Below are 20,632 nucleotides of genomic sequence, written 5' to 3'. Positions count from 1 at the left end.
AGGTTAAACCGCCGCCTCCGCCAACTGTGCGCAATATGTCAAAGTAATGGAACCGAATTGGCAGCGGAAGTCAATTGCGGGTGGCGGATCGGCTGATCTGGGCAGCAGGCTTGCGGGTCAGGCCTGCAGGCTGGAAAGAAAGCGGGCAAACATCAAAGTGCCCTCGGGCCAGGGACCGAAACCGGCCTGTTCGTTGACATGTCCGGCCTCGCCGACATCGTGGAATTTCGCGCCCCAGGCGTTGGCGAGATCGCCTGCATGATCGAAGGAGCCGAAGGGATCGTTGCGGCTGGCGATGAGAATGCTCGGGAACGGCAGGGGATCGCGCGGATAGGGGCCGAACGTCATCAGATGCTTCGGGCGGATTTTCGGATTGTCCGTTTCCGGCGGCGCCACGAGAAATGCACCGGCTACTTTTTTTTCGAAGGCGGGAATGGAATGAACCACAGTCGGGATTCCCAGGGAGTGGGCAATCAGCACGACAGGACGTTCGGCGCGATTGACCTCTTCTGTCAATTTGGCCGTCCAGTCCTCGAAGACGGGCTTCGACCAGGCTTCCTGCTCGACGCGGCGCGCCGTTGAAAGCTTGTTCTGCCACCGGGTCTGCCAGTGTCCGGGGCCGGAATTGGTGTAACCCGGGACGATGAGAATTTCCGCTTCTGAGACTTTCATGATGTCAAATGCTTCGGTCTTCTGTTGCTTTCCAGTGCGGGGCGGCGTGCCGTCCCGCACTGACTTTTGATCCGTCGGCTCAGCCTGTCACGCTTCGCCGAAAACACGACGGAAAATCGTGTCGACATGCTTGGTGTGATAGCCGAGATCGAATTTCTCGCGGATAACCTCTTCGCCGAGTGCCTTGCGCACGTCTTCATCTGCAAGCAGCTCTTCGAGAAAATCCTTGCCCTGTTCCCAGACCTTCATGGCGTTGCGCTGAACCAGACGATAGGCATCCTCGCGCGAGACGCCAGCCTGGGTGAGGGCGAGGAGAACGCGCTGGGAATGCACCAGGCCACGGAACTTGTTGAGGTTCTGCATCATGTGCTCGGGATATACCAGCAGCTTGTCGATGACGCCGGTCAGGCGAGCGAGTGCGAAATCAAGCGTGACCGTCGCGTCCGGGCCAATCATGCGTTCGACGGAAGAATGGGAAATATCGCGTTCGTGCCAGAGCGCAACATTCTCCATCGCGGGCAGCGCATAGCCACGCACCATGCGGGCAAGCCCGGTCAGGTTTTCGGTCAGCACCGGATTGCGCTTGTGCGGCATGGCCGATGAGCCCTTCTGGCCCGGCGAGAAATATTCTTCCGCTTCGAGCACTTCGGTGCGCTGCAGGTGGCGGATCTCGATGGAAAGCCGCTCAACCGACGATGCAATGACGCCGAGCGTTGCGAAGAACATCGCATGACGGTCGCGCGGAATGACCTGGGTGGAAACGGGCTCAGCCTTCAGCCCCATGGCTTCGGCCACATGTTCTTCAACGCGCGGGTCGATATTGGCAAATGTGCCGACAGCGCCAGAGATCGCGCAAGTGGCGATTTCCTCGCGGGCGGCGACAAGCCGGTCACGGCAGCGTGAGAATTCCGCATAGGCCTGGGCGAGTTTGACGCCGAAGGTGGTGGGCTCGGCATGGATGCCATGCGAACGGCCGATCGTGACGGTATCCTTGTGTTCAAACGCGCGGCGCTTGAGCGCTGCAAGCAGCCCGTCGAGATCTTCCAGCAGCAGATCGCTGGCGCGCACCAGCTGGACATTGAAACAGGTATCAAGAACATCGGAAGAGGTCATGCCCTGATGAACGAAGCGGGCATCGGGGCCGACAATTTCTGCCAGGTGGGTGAGGAAGGCGATGACGTCATGCTTGGTCACGGCCTCGATCTCATCGATGCGGGCAACATCAAAGGTTGCCGCATTTCCCTTCTCCCAGATCGTCCTGGCTGCGCTTTCGGGAATGACACCGATTTCGGCGAGCGCGGTGCAGGCATGTGCCTCGATCTCGAACCAGATCCGGAACTTGGTTTCCGGAGACCAGATCGCGGTCATTTGGGGGCGGGAATAGCGCGGGATCATGGGCCTTGTCCTTGTCAGCAGCTTCTTTGCGTTGCGCTTAGCAAAGTCGGACCATGCTTTCAACGCGAGAAGCAGCGCCTGCGGTTCAGAAGGCCGGAATCACATGCGATTCCGGCCCGCAGATGCGGTTTCGGTGCCTCTTTGCGCCCATGTGAAGGCGACAGGCGGTAAAATCAGCGGCAGGCCGCGCGGATTGCCTCAATGGCGGGGGCGTAGCTGCCATTCTCCGGCCGGCCGAAAATGGCCGAGCCGGCGACCAGTGCATTGGCGCCTGCTTCGGTGACGGCGCCGGCCGTATCGGGAGCAATGCCGCCATCGACTTCGAGATCGATCGGCCGGTCGCCGATCAGCGCATTGGCCTGGCGGATCTTTTCCAGCGTTGCCGGAATGAATTTCTGCCCGCCAAAGCCGGGATTGACGGTCATGATCAGGATCAGGTCGACATCGTCAATGACATTTTCGATTGCCGAAACCGGGGTTGCCGGATTGAGCGCAACGCCTGCCTTCTTGCCAAGCTGGCGAACGGTCTGCAGCGAACGGTGCAGATGCGGACCGGCTTCGGCGTGAACCGTGATGTAATCGCAGCCGGCCTTGGCGAAGGCCTCGATATAGGGGTCGGCGGGCGCGATCATCAAATGGCAGTCGAATACCGCATCTGTATAAGGTCGCAGCGCCTTGATCACCGAGGGTCCGAAGGTGATGTTGGGAACGAAATGGCCGTCCATGATATCGAGATGGACCCAGTCGGCGCCCTGATCGATGACAGTCTTCACCTCATCACCAAGGCGTGCGAAATCTGCCGAAAGGATCGACGGAGCAATATAGGTCGGGCGTTTCATCTAGGCACTCCAGAGGTAGACATGGCTTTTCCGGTCACGGACCGGCTGAGCCTTACTGCTGATTGCTGCCATTGGCAACGGGCACGAAATGGTCGTCCTGCCATTGCTGCAGCATGAAGGAATTTCGGTTGAGATCGCCATCCTGGCCAAACACAACATTGCCCATGGCCGTCTTGAACGTGCCCTTTTCAAGGGCTGCAATGAGGGCCTTGTCTTCCGCCGTGTCTGCGGCTTCGGCCGCAACCTCAACGGCTGCCGCTGCGGGTATGACATAGCCTTCGGGAATGACCTTTGCCTTGTCGGCAGCAGCAACGATCGCCTTTGCCGGCGCAAGTTGGGCATAGACCGGCAGCGCCAGTGCCTGAACACCGTTTTCAAGTGCGACAGGTTCGTTCTGGGCGCGCATGGAATCACCGCCCATGATGGTCAGGCCGACGCCGGCTTCGCTGGCATCGCGGGCAATGATCGCAATGTCGTTGCGGTCGCCGCCGATGTAGATATTGGTGGCGCCGGCCTGCGCCAGGCGTCTGACGAGCGAGCGCTGCTGCTCCTGCGCCGGACGGAACGTGTCAACCAGCACGGGTTTCAGCCCGGCGCTTTCCAGCGTGTTGCGAATGGTGTTGACGCTTTCGCGGTAGGAAATCGTGCCGTCATCAAGAAGCGCGACCGGCTTTCCCGCCCAGCGATCGAGAATGAGCTGGGCTGTCACAGCCGGCTGCTCCTGCTCGCCCGGGGCCAGACGAAAAAGCGGCCAGCCATTCTTGGCCGCATCCTCCATCAGCGGCATCGAACGCACCGAGACCGTGATCGCAGGGGTTTTATCCTTGCTCAGACCGGGCAGGGCCGCATCAAGCGTTTCAGAACAGAGGAAGCCGATAGCGATATCTGCACCCGCCTTCTTGAGGGCGGGGCTCACATCGGTGCCGCTGTTATCGCAGGGTTCATCTACGAAGGCGAGTTTGACGCCGGTTTCCGCGGCAGCCAGACGTGCGCCATCTTCAATCTGCTGTCCGAGAATGGCGTAAGGACCGGATTGCGGCGCAACAACGCCGATCACCGTCTTGTCCCGGGCTGCGGCCGAATGGACAGTCAGGACCGTCGCGGCGAGCAGCGAGCAGGTGTAAAACAGGGCGCGATTGGCTTTCATGAGGCGGACCGTCTTGCTCAAGCATGCTGTTCATCTTGCGGTTCGTCCTGTCATACCCCTTGCCATGGCCGGGAGCAACGCCGTAAGTAGGCCGGCAATGTCAAAGCGCCTGCCGAAAAAGCAAAGATCGACGGCAAGGCGCAGTTTTCGAGCTTCCAGCGGAGTGAAAATTTGACCAACGACACATTGTCGCTTTCCAGTCTTTATCGCGATGCGATGGCCCATTATGCCGGACATGTGCAGGTTGTCACCACAGCGTCCGGCGGTGTGCTGCGCGGGGTCACGGCAACGGCCTGCTGCTCGGTATCGGATGATCCGCCAACCGTGCTTGCCTGTGTAAACCGTCACAATGACCGCAATATCCTGTTTCAGGAGAGCGGCAATTTTGCCGTGAACACGCTATCGAGCGAACAGCAGCCCGTGGCCGATCTGTTCTCCGGCCGTACCGGCGTTGAAAATGACAAACGTTTTGATCACGCGGTCTGGGAATATGGCATTTCCGGTGCGCCGATCCTGGCCGATACGATGGCCTCATTCGACTGCAAACTGATCCAGATCCAGGAAATGGCGACCCATTTCGTGCTTTTTGGCACCGTGCTTGATGTTCGCATCGGTTCGGACCGCGATCCGCTGCTCTATTTCGGACGCGCTTATCGCCGGCTGGTGGTTTGACGATTGTCAGAAATTCGACTGAAATTGGTCAAAAAATGGGCTTGACCAAAATTGAGGCGGTGCCTTAGTATCAGACCATATTGGAACAGTAATGAATGTGTATCCCTGAAGTTCTTTTATGAAGCTCAGCTTATTTTAGGATTACTGCATTACCTGCACGATTTAGACAGTGAAATTAGAGCCGCTATTCACTCCCAGAATGGCGGCTCTTTCCGTTGTCGCTATCGCAGATAAGGCCAGGACCTGAATCAGGCCTTGGAACCGATCAGCATGAATGCAGGGATATCGTCGCCGAAGCCGACCGGTGTCGGTTCATCGTCGCGATCGCGGCGGCGCGAACGGTTGCGGTCATCATTGGCGGCGCGCGCCTTGCTGTTGCGCGTTTCAGACGATTTCTGCCGTGTCACGACTTTCTCCTCAGCGTCAGCCTTCTTGGCGGCGGGCTCGGCCTTGCTTGCCTTGGCCTCGTCGTTCACCGGTGCCTTGGCAGGCTTGTCAGCGTTCTTGCCGCGGCGGGTCCGGGGCTTGGGGGCTTCGTCCTCTTCGGCACCAAGTGTCGAAAGGTCGCCGTCCAGCCAGTCGATCTTGCGGTCGATCAGCTTTTCGATTGCGTCCAGCGGCTTCACATCCTTGCGGGTGACGATGGTGAACGCCGAGCCCTTGCGGCCGGCGCGTCCGGTCCGGCCAATCCGGTGCACATAGTCTTCGGCATGAATGGGGACATCGAAATTGAACACGTGGCTGACATCCGGGATGTCGAGGCCGCGGGCCGCAACGTCTGAGGCCACCAGCAGGGGCAGCTTTCCATCGCGGAAATTCTGCAGAATGGCTGTGCGCGAATGCTGATCCATGTCGCCATGGAGTGCGCCAGCCGAATAGCCATGGCGCTGCAGCGAACGCAAGAGATCGGCAACCGACTTCTTGCGATTGCAGAAGATGATGGCGTTCTTGAGCTCTTCCTGGGTGTCGATCAGCGAACGCAGCGTCGAGCGCTTCTCGAAATCCTTGACGCCGGAGGCCACGACCTTCTGCTCGACAGTTGCAGCTGTGGAGGAGGGCGGGGCGACTTCGATACGGGTCGGATTCTGCAGGAAGCGGTCCGCCAGTCCCTGAATCTCAGGCGGCATGGTTGCCGAGAAGAACAGTGTCTGGCGCGTGAACGGGATCATCTTGGCGATGCGTTCAATGTCGGGAATGAAACCCATGTCGAGCATGCGGTCAGCTTCGTCGATGACGAGAATCTCGACGCCCGTCATCAGCAGCTTGCCGCGCTCGGCGTGGTCAAGCAGGCGGCCTGGTGTGCAGATCAGCACGTCGGCGCCGCGCTCAAGCTTGCGATCCTGTTCGTCAAAGGAGACGCCGCCAATCAGCAGGGCGACATTCAGCTTGTGGTTCTTGCCGTATTTGTCGAAATTCTCGGCGACCTGAGCCGCCAGTTCGCGCGTCGGCTCAAGGATGAGCGTGCGCGGCATGCGCGCTCGGGCGCGACCGCGCTCGAGCAGCGTCAGCATCGGCAAAACGAAAGATGCGGTTTTGCCCGTTCCGGTCTGCGCAATGCCGCAGACATCACGGCGTTCAAGCGCAACAGGAATTGCGCCCGCCTGGATCGGCGTCGGATCGGTGTAGCCGGCATCGGCCACGGCAGACAATACTTTGGGGCTGAGCCCAAGTTCCGAAAATGAGGTCAAAGGGAAACGTGTTCCGTGCTGTTTGTCACAAACCTGACGGATAAGGACTACCGCCATGCGAATTCACCAGCGCGGCTTATTATCAAATCTCCGAAGAGTCAAGGAAAGTCAGCGCCATCGCTGTATCTGAGCGTTGCATGCGCGCCTGGGTGCGGCAGGCAGGTGACAGTGTGCTTCTGTCGCTGCCGACGGCACGCATTGACGCTGCTGTTGTGTCATGCCCTGCAGACACCAGGTTCTGATTTTTGCAAGGCACGATGCGCAGTTCAATGCGCGACCGTCTTCACTGCCGGTCTTGATGAATGCACTGGAGCGCCGTGCGTCCTTTTGGACGCACCGGGACGCTCGATATTATTGAATCGACGCATCGTTCTTTTCGAAAGTCGATTCCGATTTTCGAGCCGATGCGCTAGGCCTGAGCAATGGCGGCAAGAACCGCATCGGCGTGGCCAGCGACCTTTACCTTGGGGAATACCTTGAGGATCCGCCCGTCCGGCGAAATGATGAAGGTTGAGCGCTCTATGCCCATATAGGTCTTGCCATACATGCTTTTCTGCTTCCAGACGCCATAGGCTTCGGCAACGGCATGGTCCTCATCGGCGCCAAGCAGAACGGTGAGTGCGTGCTTGTCAGCGAAGCGGGCGTGACTCTTCGCGCTGTCCGGCGAAATGCCGAGAACCACCGCGTTGGCCTTGGCAAACGCATCGGCGCGGGCCGTGAAATCGATGGCCTCGACCGTGCAGCCTTTTGTGTTGTCCTTCGGATAGAAATAGAGCACCAGATATTTGCCTGTAGCATCCTTGAGGCTGAAGCGTCCTTCGGCAAGAGGCAGGGAAAAGTCGGGGGCAACATCGTTCGGCTTCAATTCTGTCATAAAATCTCTCCTGTTCAGGCTGCATTCAACTCGAATGTACGAAAAGCGTTACGCTGAGAGGCGCGTTTCGGTTTATCCTTTGTGACCTGAATCACGTATCGGACGCAAATCCGGTCATTTATATTTTGCATCTTCAGGGGCGTGCTCTAGGGGTGACTCGGGCGGGGCGTGGAAACGGTTTTCGGCGGCGACTGATGAGAACAGATTCTGGAATATGAGTTTTGGGCAGTAAACGGGGCGACAAGACATTTATTCGCGGGGAGAAAACGCATTTTTCGCGTCGTGAACGGCGTGCCTTGCATCATTTTCCCTCCGCCCGAGCGGAAAAGCCGCTGATTGTCCGCTCACGCCCGCGTCGCGGTCTTGCGCATTCCTGCGCCCGTTATACCGCGCATATCGCGCTCGTACTGGTTATTCTGATTGCCGCGGTTGTTTATGTGATCGAGAGCGGCAGCGTCGACCGCTATCTCACCGAGAAGGCACGTCAGCAGATCGGCCGCGCAATCACGCCGGCCTATCAGGCGCAGATCGAGGCCTCGACGCTACGGCTTGGTGATGGCCTGAGGCTGGAGCTCACGGTCAATGGTGTCTCAATCCGCTCCGAAGCGCATCAACGCGTTGCCGATGTTCAGGAAATCGCGCTGGCAATCAATCCGCTGCGCCTCCTGATCGGTCAACTTTCAATCAATTCCGTTTCTGTCAAAGGCGTGCGCTTCGATCCGTCCGCCCTGCCTGCCGCCGGACCCTTCCGCCTGACCGACCACCGGGTCGATGGTTTTCCGGTGCTGGTCGAGCAGATATTCGATCAGACGGATCTGATCCGCGGTGTCCTTGAAACCGCCGAAACCCAGGAAATCACCGTCAGTGATCTGCGTTTTCCGCTGCCAAGCGCAACGCCTGATCAGAGTGTTGATATCAATCTTCGCCAGGTTCAGGTGCAACTGATGGCTGGCGACGTGCTGCGTGTTGACGGGCAGATCGCGCTCGACGGCACGGTGTCCGCCATCACTGCCGAGGCCGTTGCCAGGGCTGGCCGCACCGAAACGCTGCAGGCCGAAGTGACCAATCTTCTGATCACACCCTTCCTGCTGCGGAAGAACAACGAGGGCGAGCCGGATATCGGCGTGGAGGCGACCACGGATGTGGCGGTGCAGCTCAAGCGCGCCGCCGACGACAAGGATTCCGCTGCTCTGGTCGATCTGCATGTCAATAGCGGGCGTTTCGTCGCCGATCGGATTGCCCGTCCTTTCACCGACGCGCAGCTCAATCTGAGTTTCGACAGCAACAAGAAATCGTTTGAACTCACTGATTCTTCGATCAATTTTGACGGAAGCTTTTTCCCATTTTCCGGCGGCATCATCGATCTTGACCGGATCAAACCCGGCGCCACCGGCGCTTTCGGTGTGGATTTCCTGGTCAGTGGCGGTCAGTTCAAGTCGCGTGAGCCGGGCCTTCCGCCTTTGCTTTTCGATGCGCAGGTCAGCGGCGCCTATCATGCCGGCGATAAGGCGCTGGACCTCGACCGCATCATGGTCACCAGCCCGCAGGGCAATATGGACGGTGCCTTCACTGCGGTGTTTGGCGATGCCAGTCCGGCCCTGACCTTCAATGCCTCCATCGACGCCATGGATGCCGAGGCGGTAAAGCAGATGTGGCCGTTCTGGATTGCCCGCAAGCCGCGTGAATGGGTGACGGCCAATATCAGTGGCGGGCGGGTTTCCAACGGCACGATCATGGTCAACATTCCGGCCGGCCGGATCGAGGGCGAGGGGATTCCGCTCAACCTCGACAGCGACGAGCTGAAGATCGATTTCGATATCGACAAGTCACGTCTGACGATCAAGCCGACCTTTCCCGATGTCAGCGGTGCGTCGGCGCATGTGCTGATCAACGGCGAAAGGCTGAATGTTGCCATCCGCTCCGGTCATTTCGACCTGGCCAATCAGGGATCGGTGGCGATCAGTGACGGCACGTTCGAGATCGCGGATACGTCACAGCATCCGCCGATCGGCAGGATTGATGCGCTGTTGAGCGGTCAGGCGCAGGCAATCGTGCAACTGGCAGCCGATCCGCCGATCAATGCGCTGGACAGGACAGACTTCGTGCCATCCGATTTTACCGGAAAGGGCAGCGCGCGGCTCAGCGCCGAATTGCCGATCAGCATTGATGGCGACACCGAGGACGAGGACAATGACTCGCTTCCGCAATCGTGGAGCGTCGATGCCGACCTTTCAGGCGTCGGTGTCGCAAAGCCGATTGATGGCCATACGGTGAGCAATATTGACGGCAAGCTCTCGATCGTCCCGGGCAAGCTGGCCCTGAAGGGCCGGGCGACGGTGGACGGCGTTCCGATTGATATCGACTGGAGCCTGCCGCTGAACAGCGAGGCCGGCGGGGCGTCGCTGAATATCGGCGGAACGCTGAGCGAAGCCCAGCGCGAAGCGATGTATCCCGGCCTGTCGACGATCCTGAAAGGTCCTGTGTCGATTGAAGCGAAGAGCAATGGCAGCAACGGCCAGACCATTTCGCTTGATCTGACCCAGTCGAAACTGGTTCTGCCCTGGATCGGCTGGCAGAAGCCGGCCGGGCGGAGCGCCAGACTGCGCTTCACGCTCAAGACCGGCGAAGACGGTGTCAACGAATTGAGCGACCTTGTGCTGTCGGGCAGTGGTCTTGCCGCCTCCGGTTCGATCACTCTGGACAAGGCTGGCCTCAGGTCACTCAATCTGTCGCATGTCAGCCTTTCGGACAATGATGATTTCGATGTCAGCATCAAGCGCGTGAAGACCAATCTGGTGGTGAATGTGTCCGGCAAACGGTTTTCCGCGGAGCCGTTGCTGTCGGCAATCAAGAAGGATGGGCGGCTCCCGGTTGGCAGCAGCGGTGCTGCCAGTGGCAAGCCCGGTGCTGCAGGCTCTGCTGGCTCCGACAATGTGACGGTTTCGATCGCGCTCAACCGGATCATGGGGCTTGGCGGACGCTATATCGATCAGTCAAAGGGGACGCTTGCCGTTGTCAATGGTGATGTCGACACCGCGACGCTGGGCGCTCTGACCGCGACCGGCAAGTCTGTGGCCTTGCAGGTTTCGCCGACGGGCGACGGCGGGCATGCGGTCAGGGTCAACACCGACGGTGCCGGTTCCCTGCTGCGTTTTCTCGGGGTCTATCCCAAGATGAGTGGTGGGAAGCTCTCGCTGAATCTGCTTGAGTTCGGCGGCGACTGGAGCGGCAATGTGGAAGTCGAGGATTTTCGAATCATCGATGATGACCAGTTGAAAACCTTCCTGTCCGCCCCGTCAGGCCGCAATGGTCAGAGCCTGAATGCGCGCTTCAACAATCAGATCAACAGCAGCAACCAGCATTTCCAACGTGCATCGATTGATCTGCTCTATGCGCAGGGCGTGCTGCAGATCAGCAATGGTGTCCTGCGCGGTGAGCAGGTCGGTGCGACCTTCAAGGGCGTGGCGCGCGATGCTGCCGGCAATATCGACATGACCGGAACCTTCATGCCGGCCTATGGGCTGAACCGGATCTTTGCCGAAATTCCGATCATCGGACCGCTCCTCGGAAATGGCAATGACAAGGGCCTGTTCGGTATCACCTTCAAGCTGACAGGCAAGAGCGAGAAGCCGCAGCTGGTGATCAACCCGCTCTCGGCAATCGCACCCGGTGTGTTCCGCAAGATATTCGAGTTTCAATAGGGGCTGGCCCGTGTGCGGTCGCGAAAAAGGGGCGCTTGCGGCGCCCCTTGCGTGTTGATCTGTCCGATGCGCAGATCCAATAAGATCGAGCGTCCTGGTGCGTCCAAAAGGACGCACGGCGCTCTAGACGGGCTTGACCAGCACATGCTTCTTTTTGCCAAGCGAGATCTTGATCACGCCTTCGCCGGTTACTTCGCCCGTGCCGACCATCAGGCGGTCGTCGGAGACAGCCTTGTCGTTGAGCTTGACCGCGCCGCCCTTGATATGGCGGCGGGCCTCGCCGTTGGAGGCGGCAAGTTCGGCCTGAACCAGAAGGGTCAGAATGCCGAGACCGCTTTCAAGCTCGCCTGCCGCAACCTCGATTGTCGGCAGGTTGTCGTCATGCGCGCCTTCCTCGAAGGTCTTGCGTGCGGTTTCGGCAGCCTGTTCGGCGGCCTCGCGGCCATGCAGCATCGCAGTGACTTCCGTGGCCAGGATCTTCTTGACCTCGTTGATCTCCGCGCCGCCAAGCGCTGAAAGACGGGCGATCTCATCCATCGGCAGCGTCGTGTAGAGCTTCAGGAAGCGCGACACATCGGCGTCTTCGGTGTTGCGCCAGAACTGCCAGAAATCGTAAGGCCCGAGCATATCCGGGTTGAGCCAGACAGCACCGGTGGCCGACTTGCCCATCTTGGCGCCCGATGACGTTGTCAGAAGCGGCGCCGTCAGCGCGTAAAGCTGCGGCGTTTCCATGCGGTGACCGAGATCGATACCGTTGACGATATTGCCCCACTGGTCGGAGCCGCCCATCTGCAGGCGGCAGCCGGTGCGCTTGTAAAGCTCGACGAAGTCATAGGCCTGGAGGATCATGTAATTGAATTCCAGGAAGGACAGCGACTGTTCGCGGTCAAGACGCGTCTTGACGCTGTCGAAGGACAGCATCCGGTTGACCGAGAAATGCCGGCCGACATCGCGCAGGAATTCGAGGTAGTTGATCTCGCGCAGCCAGTCGGCATTGTTGATCATCAGCGCCGGGCTGTCGGTGCGGTCATAGTCAAGGTAATTGGCGAAGACCCGTTTGATCGAGGCGATGTTGTCCTCGATCATGTCGACCGTCATCAGCTTGCGCGCCTCGTCCTTGAACGAGGGATCGCCGACCATGCCGGTGCCGCCGCCCATCAGCGAGATCGGCCGGTGGCCGCTCTTCTGGAACCAGTGCAGCAGCATGATCTGGATCAGCGACCCGGCATGCAGGCTTGGCGCCGTCGGGTCGAAGCCGATATAGGCCGTGACCTGCTCCTTCGCCAGAAGGTCATCAAGGCCGCTTTCATCGGAGATCTGATGAACGAAGCCGCGCTCTGATAGCGTGTGCAGGAATTCGGATTTAAACGTCGACATGGCCTAATCTTTTCGTTGATGTGTCCTGTTTGAAGCGGAACCGCCGCGCTTTAGCATGGTTTGCCGGCGCTTCCCACCTCTTTTGCGCGGGGTGCCTGCCCGTCGTCACTTCGCCTGTCGCCGCAGCGAATTGGCGTGATAGGCAGCAGCCAGGGCTGCAAACAGGAATGGCTCCCAATTGGCGGCAAGCCCGCTTTTCATCACGGTGAAAAGACCGACCCCATAAAGCGGCAGGAACAGGACGACGGCGGTGACAACACCCGGCGAATATTTCTTCAGCTTCACTACACCAGAGATGTGGAACAGCGCATTGAAGGCCATGGCCGTCGAGAGCGCGAGAAAGATCGAGGCACCAGTGGCGCCGTCACCATAGAAGAGCGCCAGCGCCGCAAGGAACATCACGGCGGTATTGATGAAGACGAGATAGCCGAAGCGGATGCCCGTGGTCTTCGGCGGCACCAGTTCGCGATACCATTCAATGAAGCCGCCGGGAAAATAGAATTCCTCGGTCACGTGCAGCATCAGGGCTATGGCCAGGAAAAGCGAAAGATGCGAAGGGCTGAGCAAGGCGGTTCTCCGGTCGAAAACACTCGATGAACGCCAGATTGCCGAGCTTTGGCCGATCCGCAATGGGTCTTTCGTAGAAATTGCGACAATGACAGGAATACGACCGGGAGTGGCCCGGTCGATCCTGCTGTCTGCGTCTCAGCGAATCCGCTTTGGCGCGGGCTCGGGGGTCAGTTCGCCCTCAAGCCGGCGGTCGAGATAGTCTTCGCATTCCGAAAGCAGCTCATCGCTCTTGCCGGCGAAAAAGTGGTTGGCGCCGGAGATCACCTTCTGGGTGATGAGAATGCCCTTCTGCGCCTTCAGCTTTTCCACAAGCCCGTTGACATCACGCTGCGGCGCCACCTTGTCGGCATCGCCATGGATGATCAGGCCCGAAGACGGGCAGGGCGCCAGGAAGGAGAAGTCATAGATATTGGGCTGCGGCGCAATCGACATGAAGCCTTCGATTTCCGGACGGCGCATCAGAAGCTGCATGCCGATCCAGGAACCAAAGGAATAGCCGGCAACCCAGCAGGTCTTCGAATCAGGATGCAGGCTCTGCACCCAGTCGAGCGCGGCGGCGGCATCCGACAATTCGCCGAGGCCGTGGTCGAATTCGCCCTGGCTGCGGCCGATGCCACGGAAATTGAAGCGCAGCGTGGTGAAACCGCGCTTCTGGAACATGTAGAAGAGCTCGTAGACGATCGGATTGTTCATCGTACCGCCAAACCGCGGATGCGGGTGCAGGACGATGGCAATCGGCGCGTTCTTCTCTTTGGACGGCTGGTAGCGGCCCTCGAGGCGACCGGCCGGACCGTTGAAAATCACTTCAGGCATTGGCTCTCCGGAAAAGGTTCTCTTGTTTCGAGCCGATCAGCAGTAAAGTTGACTTGACTGTTATGGTCATCTTTTCTACAAATCAGTTTAGAACAATTCAAAAAGTCTGGCGCACGCGCCATGGCTCACATAGGACAGGCGGCATGGTAATATCAAGAAAAATGCGCCATATCCTCTTTTTGAAGACTGGAAATCGGACAAAATGAGCAAGTTCCGAACCTATCTCGACTGGAATGCAACGGCGATGCTTTTACCGGAAGCGCGCGCGGCTGCCATTGAAGGTCTTGATCTTGCCGGCAATGCGTCCTCGGTTCATCGCGAGGGGCGTGCTGTTCGCGCGCGGGTCGAGAAAGCTCGCCATGCGGTCGCTGACCTTGTCGGAGCTGAAGCGGCACATGTTATTTTCACCGCTGGTGCCACGGAAGCTTCGAACCTTGTTTTGACACCTGATTTTCGCATGGGGCGCTCGCCGGTCCGCCTTGGCGGACTTTATGTTTCCGCAATCGAGCATCCGGCGATCTTTGAGGGCGGGCGTTTTGCCGCCGGCGACCGGCACGAGATTGCAGTTCTGCCCGATGGCCGTGTCGACCTTGAAGCCCTGAAGGCCCTGCTTGCAGCCCATGACAAGGCGAAGGGCCCGGCTTTGGTGGCGATCATGCTGGTCTCCAACGAAACCGGCGTGATCCAGCCGGTGGAAGACGCAGCCCGGATCGTTCATGCCCATGGCGGCATTCTGGTCGTCGATGCGGTTCAGGCGGTCGGGCGTATTCCGGTCTCAATAGAAGCCATCGGTGCCGATTTCCTGATCCTGTCGAGCCACAAGATCGGTGGTCCCAAGGGGATCGGCGCTCTGGTCAGTCGTGGCGAGACGCTGATGCCCGCACCGCTGGTGCGTGGCGGCGGACAGGAAAAGGGCCATCATTCCGGCACGGAAAATGTGCCGGCGATATGCGGTTTCGGTGCCGCTGCGGCGTTTTCGGCAGCGGGGCTTGATGCGCGCAATCAGCGCATCGAAGGCCTGCGAAACCGGCTTGAAGCGGCCATGCGTGACCTGGTGCCGGATCTGGTGATCCATGGCTCGGCAAGTCCGCGCGTGGCCAATACCAGCTATTTCACCCTGCCGGGACTGAAGGCCGAGACGGGGCAGATTGCCTTTGATCTCGAAGGCATTGCGCTTTCGGCAGGCTCGGCCTGCTCATCCGGCAAGGTTGGCGAGAGCCATGTTCTGAAGGCCATGGGCGAGGATGCGCGCCAGGGCGCGCTTCGGATCTCGCTCGGCTGGGAGACTGGCGATGACGATGTTGATGCGGCGATTGCGGCTTTCATGCGCATTGCCGGGCGGCTGAAACCGTCCGGGAAGGCAGCCTGAGTGCCAAAACGTCTGATCGGTATGCGACAAGGGGTTAACAATTATCACTTGTCTCATTAAATGAAGCGGTAGGCACCGCTTTGAGCACCGCATGGCTTTGCCGATAATGCGGACAGACGCTCAGAGAGTTTAGACTTTGCGCATGTTTCCGGGGTGGGCGGACGATCGTGTCCGGCCGGAAGATGATGCAAGAGACACGAGAAGCCGCCGGACCTTGAATCCGGTATAAAGTGGAGTGATGACATGGCTGCCGTGAAGGAGACCGTCGATCAGGTCAAACAGATCGACGTTGATCAGTATAAGTATGGTTTTGAGACCATGATCGAGGTGGACAAGGCCCCGAAGGGCCTGTCCGAAGACATTATCCGCTTCATCTCGCACAAGAAGGGCGAGCCGGACTGGATGCTGGAATGGCGGCTGGAAGCCTATCAGCGCTGGCTGTCGATGGAAGAGCCCAGCTGGGCGCGCGTCGATTATCCGAAGATCGATTTCAACGACTATTACTACTATGCCGCGCCGAAATCCGTGACCGGGCCGAAGACGCTGGATGAAGTCGATCCGGAGCTTCTCGCGACCTACGAGAAACTCGGTATCCCGCTGAAGGAGCAGGAGATCCTGGCCGGCGTGCAGCAGCCGCAGCATCAGTCCACATCGGGCAGGGTTGCAGTCGATGCGGTGTTCGATTCGGTCTCCGTCGTCACCACCTTCAAGAAGGAACTCGCCAAGGCCGGCGTGATCTTCATGTCGATTTCCGAAGCGATCCGGGAATATCCCGATCTGGTGAAGAAATATCTCGGCTCCGTCGTTCCGCAGAGCGACAATTTCTATGCGACGCTGAATTCGGCCGTCTTTACCGATGGGTCCTTCGTCTTCGTGCCCAAGGGCGTGCGCTGCCCGATGGAGCTGTCGACCTATTTCCGCATCAATGAGAAGAACACCGGCCAGTTCGAGCGCACGCTGATCATTGCCGAGGAGGGGGCCTATGTCTCCTATCTCGAGGGCTGCACGGCGCCGCAGCGCGACGAGAACCAGCTTCATGCCGCCGTGGTCGAGCTGATCGCGCTTGATGACGCCGAGATCAAGTATTCCACCGTGCAGAACTGGTATCCGGGCGACAAGGACGGCAAGGGCGGCATCTATAATTTCGTCACCAAGCGTGGTGATTGCCGCGGCAAGAACTCCAAGATTTCCTGGACCCAGGTCGAAACCGGTTCGGCGATTACCTGGAAATACCCGTCCTGCATCCTGCGCGGCGACAATTCGCGCGGCGAATTCTACTCGATTGCCGTTTCAAACGGCCATCAGCAGATCGACAGCGGCACCAAGATGATCCATCTCGGCAAGAACACGTCGAGCCGCATCATCTCCAAGGGGATTTCGGCGGGTTTTTCCAACAATACCTATCGCGGTCAGGTTTCGGCCCACCGCCGGGCGGAAAATGCCCGCAATTTCACCCAGTGCGACAGCCTGCTGATCGGTGACAAATGCGGCGCGCATACGGTTCCCTATATCGAGGCCGGCAATGCATCCGCGCGCTTCGAGCATGAGGCGACGACGTCGAAGATTTCCGAGGATCAGCTGTTTTACTGCATGCAGCGCGGCATTCCCGAAGAAGAGGCGATCGCGCTGATCGTCAACGGCTTCGTCCGCGAGGTCATTCAGGAGCTGCCGATGGAATTCGCCGTCGAAGCGCAGAAGCTGATTGGCATCTCGCTGGAAGGGAGTGTCGGCTGATGAGGCCGGTCGTCAATATCGATGAGGTTCCGCTCATCGAGGCTTCAGCCGGTACGTTGTTTGCCGAGCGATACGCGCCTCTCGGCAGTGTCATCGGCGCAAGGAAGCTGGGCTATAACCTGACGATCGTTCCCCCGGGAAAGCGCTGCTGCCCGTTTCATAACCACCACACCCGGGAAGAGATGTTTTTCATCCTCTCCGGTGAGGGGTCCTATCGCTATGGCGGTGAACATTTCCCGGTTCGCGCCGGTGATATTCTTGCTGCCCCGGCCGGTGGCCGCGAAACGGCGCACCATCTGATCAATACCGGAACACAGGACCTGAAATATCTTTGTGTTTCGACGATGCAAGAACCCGACCTCTGCGAGTACCCGGACTCTGACAAGTTTCTGGTGAGCACGCGTCAGGACGGTTCAGACGAACCCTTTAGATTCATCGGCCGCAAGGCCGCCAGCCTCGATTATTTCGACGGCGAGATTTGACAGGAATTTAATCATGCTTGAGATCAAGAACCTGCATGCCCGTATTGCCGATGAAGGCACCGAAATCATCCGTGGCCTGAGCCTCACCATTCAGGACGGCGAAGTGGCTGCCATCATGGGGCCGAACGGCTCCGGCAAGTCGACGCTGTCCTATATCCTCTCCGGTCGCGAAGACTATGAAGTGACCGAGGGCGAGATCCTGTTCAACGGTGAGAACATCCTTGAGCTGGACGCTGCCGAGCGCGCTGCCAAGGGCATTTTCCTGGCCTTCCAGTATCCGGTCGAGATCCCGGGTGTTGCCACCATGCAGTTCCTGAAGGTGGCGATCAACGAACAGCGCAAGGCGCGCGGCGAGGCCGAGCTTTCGACGCCGGACTTCATCCGCAAGGTCAAGGCCGGTGCCGCCGAACTGAAGATCGATTTCGACATGCTGAAGCGTCCGCTCAACGTCGGCTTTTCCGGCGGCGAGAAGAAGCGCGCCGAAATCCTGCAGATGGCGCTTCTGGAGCCGAAGCTCTGCGTGCTTGACGAAACCGATTCGGGCCTTGATATCGACGCGCTGAAGATCGTCGCTGACGGCGTGAATGCCCTGCGCTCGCCGACCCGCTCGACCATGGTGATCACCCACTATCAGCGCCTGCTCGATTACATCGTGCCGGACACGGTCCATGTTCTCTACAAGGGCCAGATCATCAAGACCGGCGACAAGAACCTGGCGCTGGAACTTGAAGCCAATGGCTATGCCGATATCATCGGCGCTGCGGCCTGAGCCGGGAGAGCGTGATGAACGTGCAAAAAAATATCGTACTGACAGCGGCCGAACAGGCGCTGATCGCCTCCTTCGGCGCAAAGCTTGGTGAATTGCCGGGCGATGCGGACGTGACAACTGCGCGTGACCGTCTTGTCAGTGCGCTTTCCACCACCGGTCTGCCGACACGCCGTGTCGAGGCCTGGCATTACACGGATCTCAAGAGCCTGCTGCGCGCCATCCCCGAAGCCGATGGCGAGAGCGTCGGCGGTGTTGCGCCGCTGCTGGAAGGGGCTTCCGTGCTGAAGCTCAATAACGGCGCCGCCCGCGACACAGCCCTTGAGGGCGGTGTCTCGGTGAGGACGCTTGCCCATGTTATCGGCGAGGGCGGCTATGCCGAGGCGCTTGCGGTGTCGCGTCGCGATGATGCGATTGCGGTGATCAACGGCGCGCTGGTCAGCGACGGCTATGTCGTCGACGTGCCGGCAGGCGCGGCGCTTTCCATGCCGGTGGAAATTCAGGCGGTGCACAGCGGCGGCCAGGCCCATACCCGCAATGCGGTGACCATTGGTGACGGCGCTTCTGCAACGCTGGTGGAACAGCATGTTGCACCAGGTGATGCGCCGGCGCTTGTGAGCGCCGTAACCGCGCTCACCCTCGGCAAGGACACCGAGGTGACCTATATCATCCTGCAGCGTCAGGGCGCTGCCGATACGCATCTTGGCAAGCTGACGATTTCGCTTGGCGAGAACGCGAAGCTGAAGCTTCTGGTGGTCAATGCCGGCGGCAAGCTGGTGCGCCAGGAGATTGATTGCGATGTGGTGGGCGAGGGTGCCGATCTGATGCTGCGCGGCGTCAATCTGCTCGGTGGCGATACCCACACCGACATCACCTTCACGCTCGGCCACAACGTGCCCAACACGACCTCGACAGAGACGATCCGCAATGTGGTGTTCGACCGCGCCCGCGGTGTGTTCCAGGGCATGATCCGGGTGGCGCCCGATGCGCAGAAAGTTGATGCCAAGATGGCCTGCAACACGCTGCTGATGACCGATGACGGTTCCTTCTCTGCCAAGCCGGAGCTGGAAATCTTTGCCGATGACGTGCAGTGCGGCCATGGGGCGACCGTCACCGATCTGGATCCCGTTCACCTCTATTACATGATGGCGCGCGGTATCCCGGAAAAGGTGGCCCGTGGCCTGCTGATCAATGCCTTCGTGGCTGAGATCGTCGAGGAACTGGAAAGCGAAGAGATCTCCGGCGCTGTCGAGGCGATCATCGCGGATTGGCTGGAGCGTCATGAATGAGGCTGTTTTAAAGACGGGGTCACCCGCCTATGATGTTGAGGCGATCCGGGCGGATTTTCCGATCCTTGCCCGCGAGGTCTATGGCAAGCCGCTGGTCTATCTCGACAATGGTGCATCCGCACAGAAGCCGCAGACTGTCATTGACGCGGTGTCCAATGCCTATGCCCACGAATATGCCAATGTGCATCGCGGCCTGCATTTTCTTTCCAATGCGGCAACCGATGCCTATGAGGCGGCGCGCGAGAAGGTGCGCCGTTTCCTCAATGCGCCATCCGTTGACGAGATCGTCTTCACCAAATCCTCCACCGAAGCGATCAACACGGTCGCCTATGGCTGGGCGATGGACAATATCGGAGAGGGCGACGAGATCGTCATCTCGATCATGGAGCATCACGCCAATATCGTGCCGTGGCATTTCGTGCGCGAGCGCAAGGGTGCCAAGCTCGTATGGGCGCCGGTCGATGATGACGGCGTGTTCCATATCGAGGACTTCGAGAAGTGCCTGACGGAGCGGACCAAGCTCGTCGCGCTGACGCATATGTCGAACGCGCTCGGTACGGTCGTCGATGTCAAGGAAGTCTGCCGTATTGCCCATGAACGCGGCATTCCGGTGCTGATCGACGGGTCGCAGGGCGCGGTTCACATGCCGGTCGATGTTCAGGATATCGACTGTGACTGGTATGCGGTCACCGGCCACAAGCTTTATGGTCCCTCCGGCATTGGCGTGCTTTACGGCAAGGCCGAGCGGCTGGCATCGATGCGTCCGTTTCAGGGCGGCGGCGAGATGATCGGTGAGGTCTCGCTTGAGCGGATCACCTATGCCGAGCCGCCGCATCGTTTCGAGGCCGGTACACCGCCGATCGTGCAGGCGATCGGGCTTGGCGTTGCGCTTGATTATATGGAAGGCGTTGGCCGGGCGGCGATCGCTGAACATGAGGCTTCGCTGACCGCCTATGCGCGCGAGCAGCTGTCGCATGTGAACGCGCTGAAGGTTTTCGGCAATGCGCCGGACAAGGGCAGCATCTTCTCTTTTGCCATTGAAGGCGTGCATGCGCACGACATTTCGACGATTATTGACCGGCGCGGCGTTGCTGTCAGGGCCGGTACCCATTGCGCCCAGCCGTTGCTCACCCGTTTCGGTGTGACCTCGACATGCCGCGCATCTTTCGGCATGTATAATACAAAGGCTGAAGTCGATGCATTGGTCGAGGCTCTCGACTATGCGCGATCCTTCTTCGCCTGAG

At 59.3% G+C, this 20,632-nt stretch carries 17 protein-coding genes; 8 read left to right on the top strand and 9 right to left on the bottom strand.

Annotation, left to right across the window (positions count from 1 at the left end):
- Positions 1–117 precede the first annotated feature (117 nt).
- From HCK86_RS04700 to HCK86_RS04685, 4 genes are all read right to left on the bottom strand, one after another.
- Positions 118–672: an alpha/beta hydrolase gene (locus HCK86_RS04700; protein WP_176083305.1), complete on the bottom strand. Its 555-nt coding sequence runs from the start codon at positions 670–672 to the stop codon at positions 118–120.
- 87 nt (positions 673–759) lie between these two features.
- The gene (gene purB / locus HCK86_RS04695) at positions 760–2,067 is read right to left on the bottom strand and encodes an adenylosuccinate lyase (RefSeq protein WP_176083304.1); all 1,308 of its coding nucleotides are present in this window, start codon (positions 2,065–2,067) and stop codon (positions 760–762) included.
- A gap of 173 nt (positions 2,068–2,240) precedes the next feature.
- The gene (rpe, locus tag HCK86_RS04690; protein WP_176083303.1) at positions 2,241–2,906 is read right to left on the bottom strand and encodes a ribulose-phosphate 3-epimerase; all 666 of its coding nucleotides are present in this window, start codon (positions 2,904–2,906) and stop codon (positions 2,241–2,243) included.
- Positions 2,907–2,958: 52 nt separating this feature from the next.
- Positions 2,959–4,053, bottom strand: a complete 1,095-nt coding sequence (locus HCK86_RS04685) for an ABC transporter substrate-binding protein (protein ID WP_176083302.1) — start codon at positions 4,051–4,053, stop codon at positions 2,959–2,961.
- Between the two features lie 216 nt (positions 4,054–4,269).
- Between HCK86_RS04685 and HCK86_RS04680 the strand changes: the two genes are divergently transcribed.
- Complete coding sequence (locus HCK86_RS04680; protein ID WP_176083506.1) at positions 4,270–4,725, top strand: flavin reductase family protein; 456 nt, start codon at positions 4,270–4,272, stop codon at positions 4,723–4,725.
- Between the two features lie 248 nt (positions 4,726–4,973).
- Here the strand turns inward: HCK86_RS04680 and HCK86_RS04675 are convergent, their stop codons facing one another.
- Positions 4,974–6,413, bottom strand: a complete 1,440-nt coding sequence (locus tag HCK86_RS04675; protein ID WP_176083301.1) for a DEAD/DEAH box helicase — start codon at positions 6,411–6,413, stop codon at positions 4,974–4,976.
- A 409-nt stretch (positions 6,414–6,822) separates the two neighbouring features.
- On the bottom strand, positions 6,823–7,287 hold the full coding sequence (gene bcp, locus HCK86_RS04670) for a thioredoxin-dependent thiol peroxidase (protein ID WP_176083300.1): 465 nt from the start codon (positions 7,285–7,287) through the stop codon (positions 6,823–6,825).
- 296 nt (positions 7,288–7,583) lie between these two features.
- On the opposite strand from bcp, the gene HCK86_RS04665 reads away from it, so the two are divergent.
- Positions 7,584–10,988, top strand: a complete 3,405-nt coding sequence (locus tag HCK86_RS04665; RefSeq protein WP_176083299.1) for a DUF3971 domain-containing protein — start codon at positions 7,584–7,586, stop codon at positions 10,986–10,988.
- A 123-nt stretch (positions 10,989–11,111) separates the two neighbouring features.
- On the opposite strand, the gene tyrS is transcribed toward HCK86_RS04665, so the two are convergent.
- From tyrS to HCK86_RS04650, 3 genes are all read right to left on the bottom strand, one after another.
- Positions 11,112–12,365 (bottom strand): tyrosine--tRNA ligase, encoded by a 1,254-nt coding sequence (tyrS, locus tag HCK86_RS04660; RefSeq protein WP_176083298.1) that lies wholly within the window; start codon positions 12,363–12,365, stop codon positions 11,112–11,114.
- 105 nt (positions 12,366–12,470) lie between these two features.
- Positions 12,471–12,932: an HXXEE domain-containing protein gene (locus HCK86_RS04655; protein ID WP_176083297.1), complete on the bottom strand. Its 462-nt coding sequence runs from the start codon at positions 12,930–12,932 to the stop codon at positions 12,471–12,473.
- 138 nt (positions 12,933–13,070) lie between these two features.
- Entirely contained in the window at positions 13,071–13,748 is a 678-nt protein-coding gene (locus HCK86_RS04650) for an alpha/beta hydrolase (protein ID WP_176083296.1), read from the bottom strand.
- A gap of 202 nt (positions 13,749–13,950) precedes the next feature.
- Between HCK86_RS04650 and HCK86_RS04645 the strand changes: the two genes are divergently transcribed.
- From HCK86_RS04645 to HCK86_RS04620, 6 genes are all read left to right on the top strand, one after another.
- A complete protein-coding gene (locus tag HCK86_RS04645; RefSeq protein ID WP_176083295.1) occupies positions 13,951–15,117 on the top strand; it encodes a cysteine desulfurase family protein in 1,167 nt (388 codons plus the stop codon).
- Between the two features lie 243 nt (positions 15,118–15,360).
- Positions 15,361–16,851, top strand: coding sequence for a Fe-S cluster assembly protein SufB (sufB, locus tag HCK86_RS04640; RefSeq protein ID WP_176083294.1), 1,491 nt, complete (start codon positions 15,361–15,363; stop codon positions 16,849–16,851).
- Positions 16,851–17,333: a cupin domain-containing protein gene (locus tag HCK86_RS04635; protein WP_176083293.1), complete on the top strand. Its 483-nt coding sequence runs from the start codon at positions 16,851–16,853 to the stop codon at positions 17,331–17,333. Before sufB ends, HCK86_RS04635 begins: the two co-directional genes overlap by 1 nt.
- Positions 17,334–17,346: 13 nt before the next feature.
- Positions 17,347–18,102 (top strand): Fe-S cluster assembly ATPase SufC, encoded by a 756-nt coding sequence (gene sufC / locus HCK86_RS04630; protein ID WP_176083292.1) that lies wholly within the window; start codon positions 17,347–17,349, stop codon positions 18,100–18,102.
- A 14-nt stretch (positions 18,103–18,116) separates the two neighbouring features.
- Complete coding sequence (sufD, locus tag HCK86_RS04625; protein WP_176083291.1) at positions 18,117–19,388, top strand: Fe-S cluster assembly protein SufD; 1,272 nt, start codon at positions 18,117–18,119, stop codon at positions 19,386–19,388.
- Positions 19,381–20,631, top strand: coding sequence for a cysteine desulfurase (locus HCK86_RS04620; protein ID WP_176083290.1), 1,251 nt, complete (start codon positions 19,381–19,383; stop codon positions 20,629–20,631). Before sufD ends, HCK86_RS04620 begins: the two co-directional genes overlap by 8 nt.
- Position 20,632 lies beyond the last annotated feature (1 nt).

It is taken from the genome of Martelella sp. HB161492, assembly GCF_013184775.1.
Taxonomy (GTDB): domain Bacteria; phylum Pseudomonadota; class Alphaproteobacteria; order Rhizobiales; family Rhizobiaceae; genus Martelella.
The sequence above is the reverse complement of the archived record's forward strand: the minus strand, read 5'-3'. Positions and strand labels throughout refer to the sequence as shown.

Excerpts from the sequence above, each read along its gene's own strand:
- HCK86_RS04700 (WP_176083305.1), bottom strand. The coding sequence starts at position 672 with ATGAAAGTCTCAGAAGCGGAAATTCTCATCGTCCCGGGTTACACCAAT.
- purB (WP_176083304.1), bottom strand. The coding sequence starts at position 2,067 with ATGATCCCGCGCTATTCCCGCCCCCAAATGACCGCGATCTGGTCTCCG.
- rpe (WP_176083303.1), bottom strand. The coding sequence starts at position 2,906 with ATGAAACGCCCGACCTATATTGCTCCGTCGATCCTTTCGGCAGATTTC.
- HCK86_RS04685 (WP_176083302.1), bottom strand. The coding sequence starts at position 4,053 with ATGAAAGCCAATCGCGCCCTGTTTTACACCTGCTCGCTGCTCGCCGCG.
- HCK86_RS04680 (WP_176083506.1), top strand. The coding sequence starts at position 4,270 with ATGGCCCATTATGCCGGACATGTGCAGGTTGTCACCACAGCGTCCGGC.
- bcp (WP_176083300.1), bottom strand. The coding sequence starts at position 7,287 with ATGACAGAATTGAAGCCGAACGATGTTGCCCCCGACTTTTCCCTGCCT.
- tyrS (WP_176083298.1), bottom strand. The coding sequence starts at position 12,365 with ATGTCGACGTTTAAATCCGAATTCCTGCACACGCTATCAGAGCGCGGC.
- HCK86_RS04650 (WP_176083296.1), bottom strand. The coding sequence starts at position 13,748 with ATGCCTGAAGTGATTTTCAACGGTCCGGCCGGTCGCCTCGAGGGCCGC.
- HCK86_RS04645 (WP_176083295.1), top strand. The coding sequence starts at position 13,951 with ATGAGCAAGTTCCGAACCTATCTCGACTGGAATGCAACGGCGATGCTT.
- sufB (WP_176083294.1), top strand. The coding sequence starts at position 15,361 with ATGGCTGCCGTGAAGGAGACCGTCGATCAGGTCAAACAGATCGACGTT.
- HCK86_RS04635 (WP_176083293.1), top strand. The coding sequence starts at position 16,851 with ATGAGGCCGGTCGTCAATATCGATGAGGTTCCGCTCATCGAGGCTTCA.
- sufC (WP_176083292.1), top strand. The coding sequence starts at position 17,347 with ATGCTTGAGATCAAGAACCTGCATGCCCGTATTGCCGATGAAGGCACC.
- sufD (WP_176083291.1), top strand. The coding sequence starts at position 18,117 with ATGAACGTGCAAAAAAATATCGTACTGACAGCGGCCGAACAGGCGCTG.
- HCK86_RS04620 (WP_176083290.1), top strand. The coding sequence starts at position 19,381 with ATGAATGAGGCTGTTTTAAAGACGGGGTCACCCGCCTATGATGTTGAG.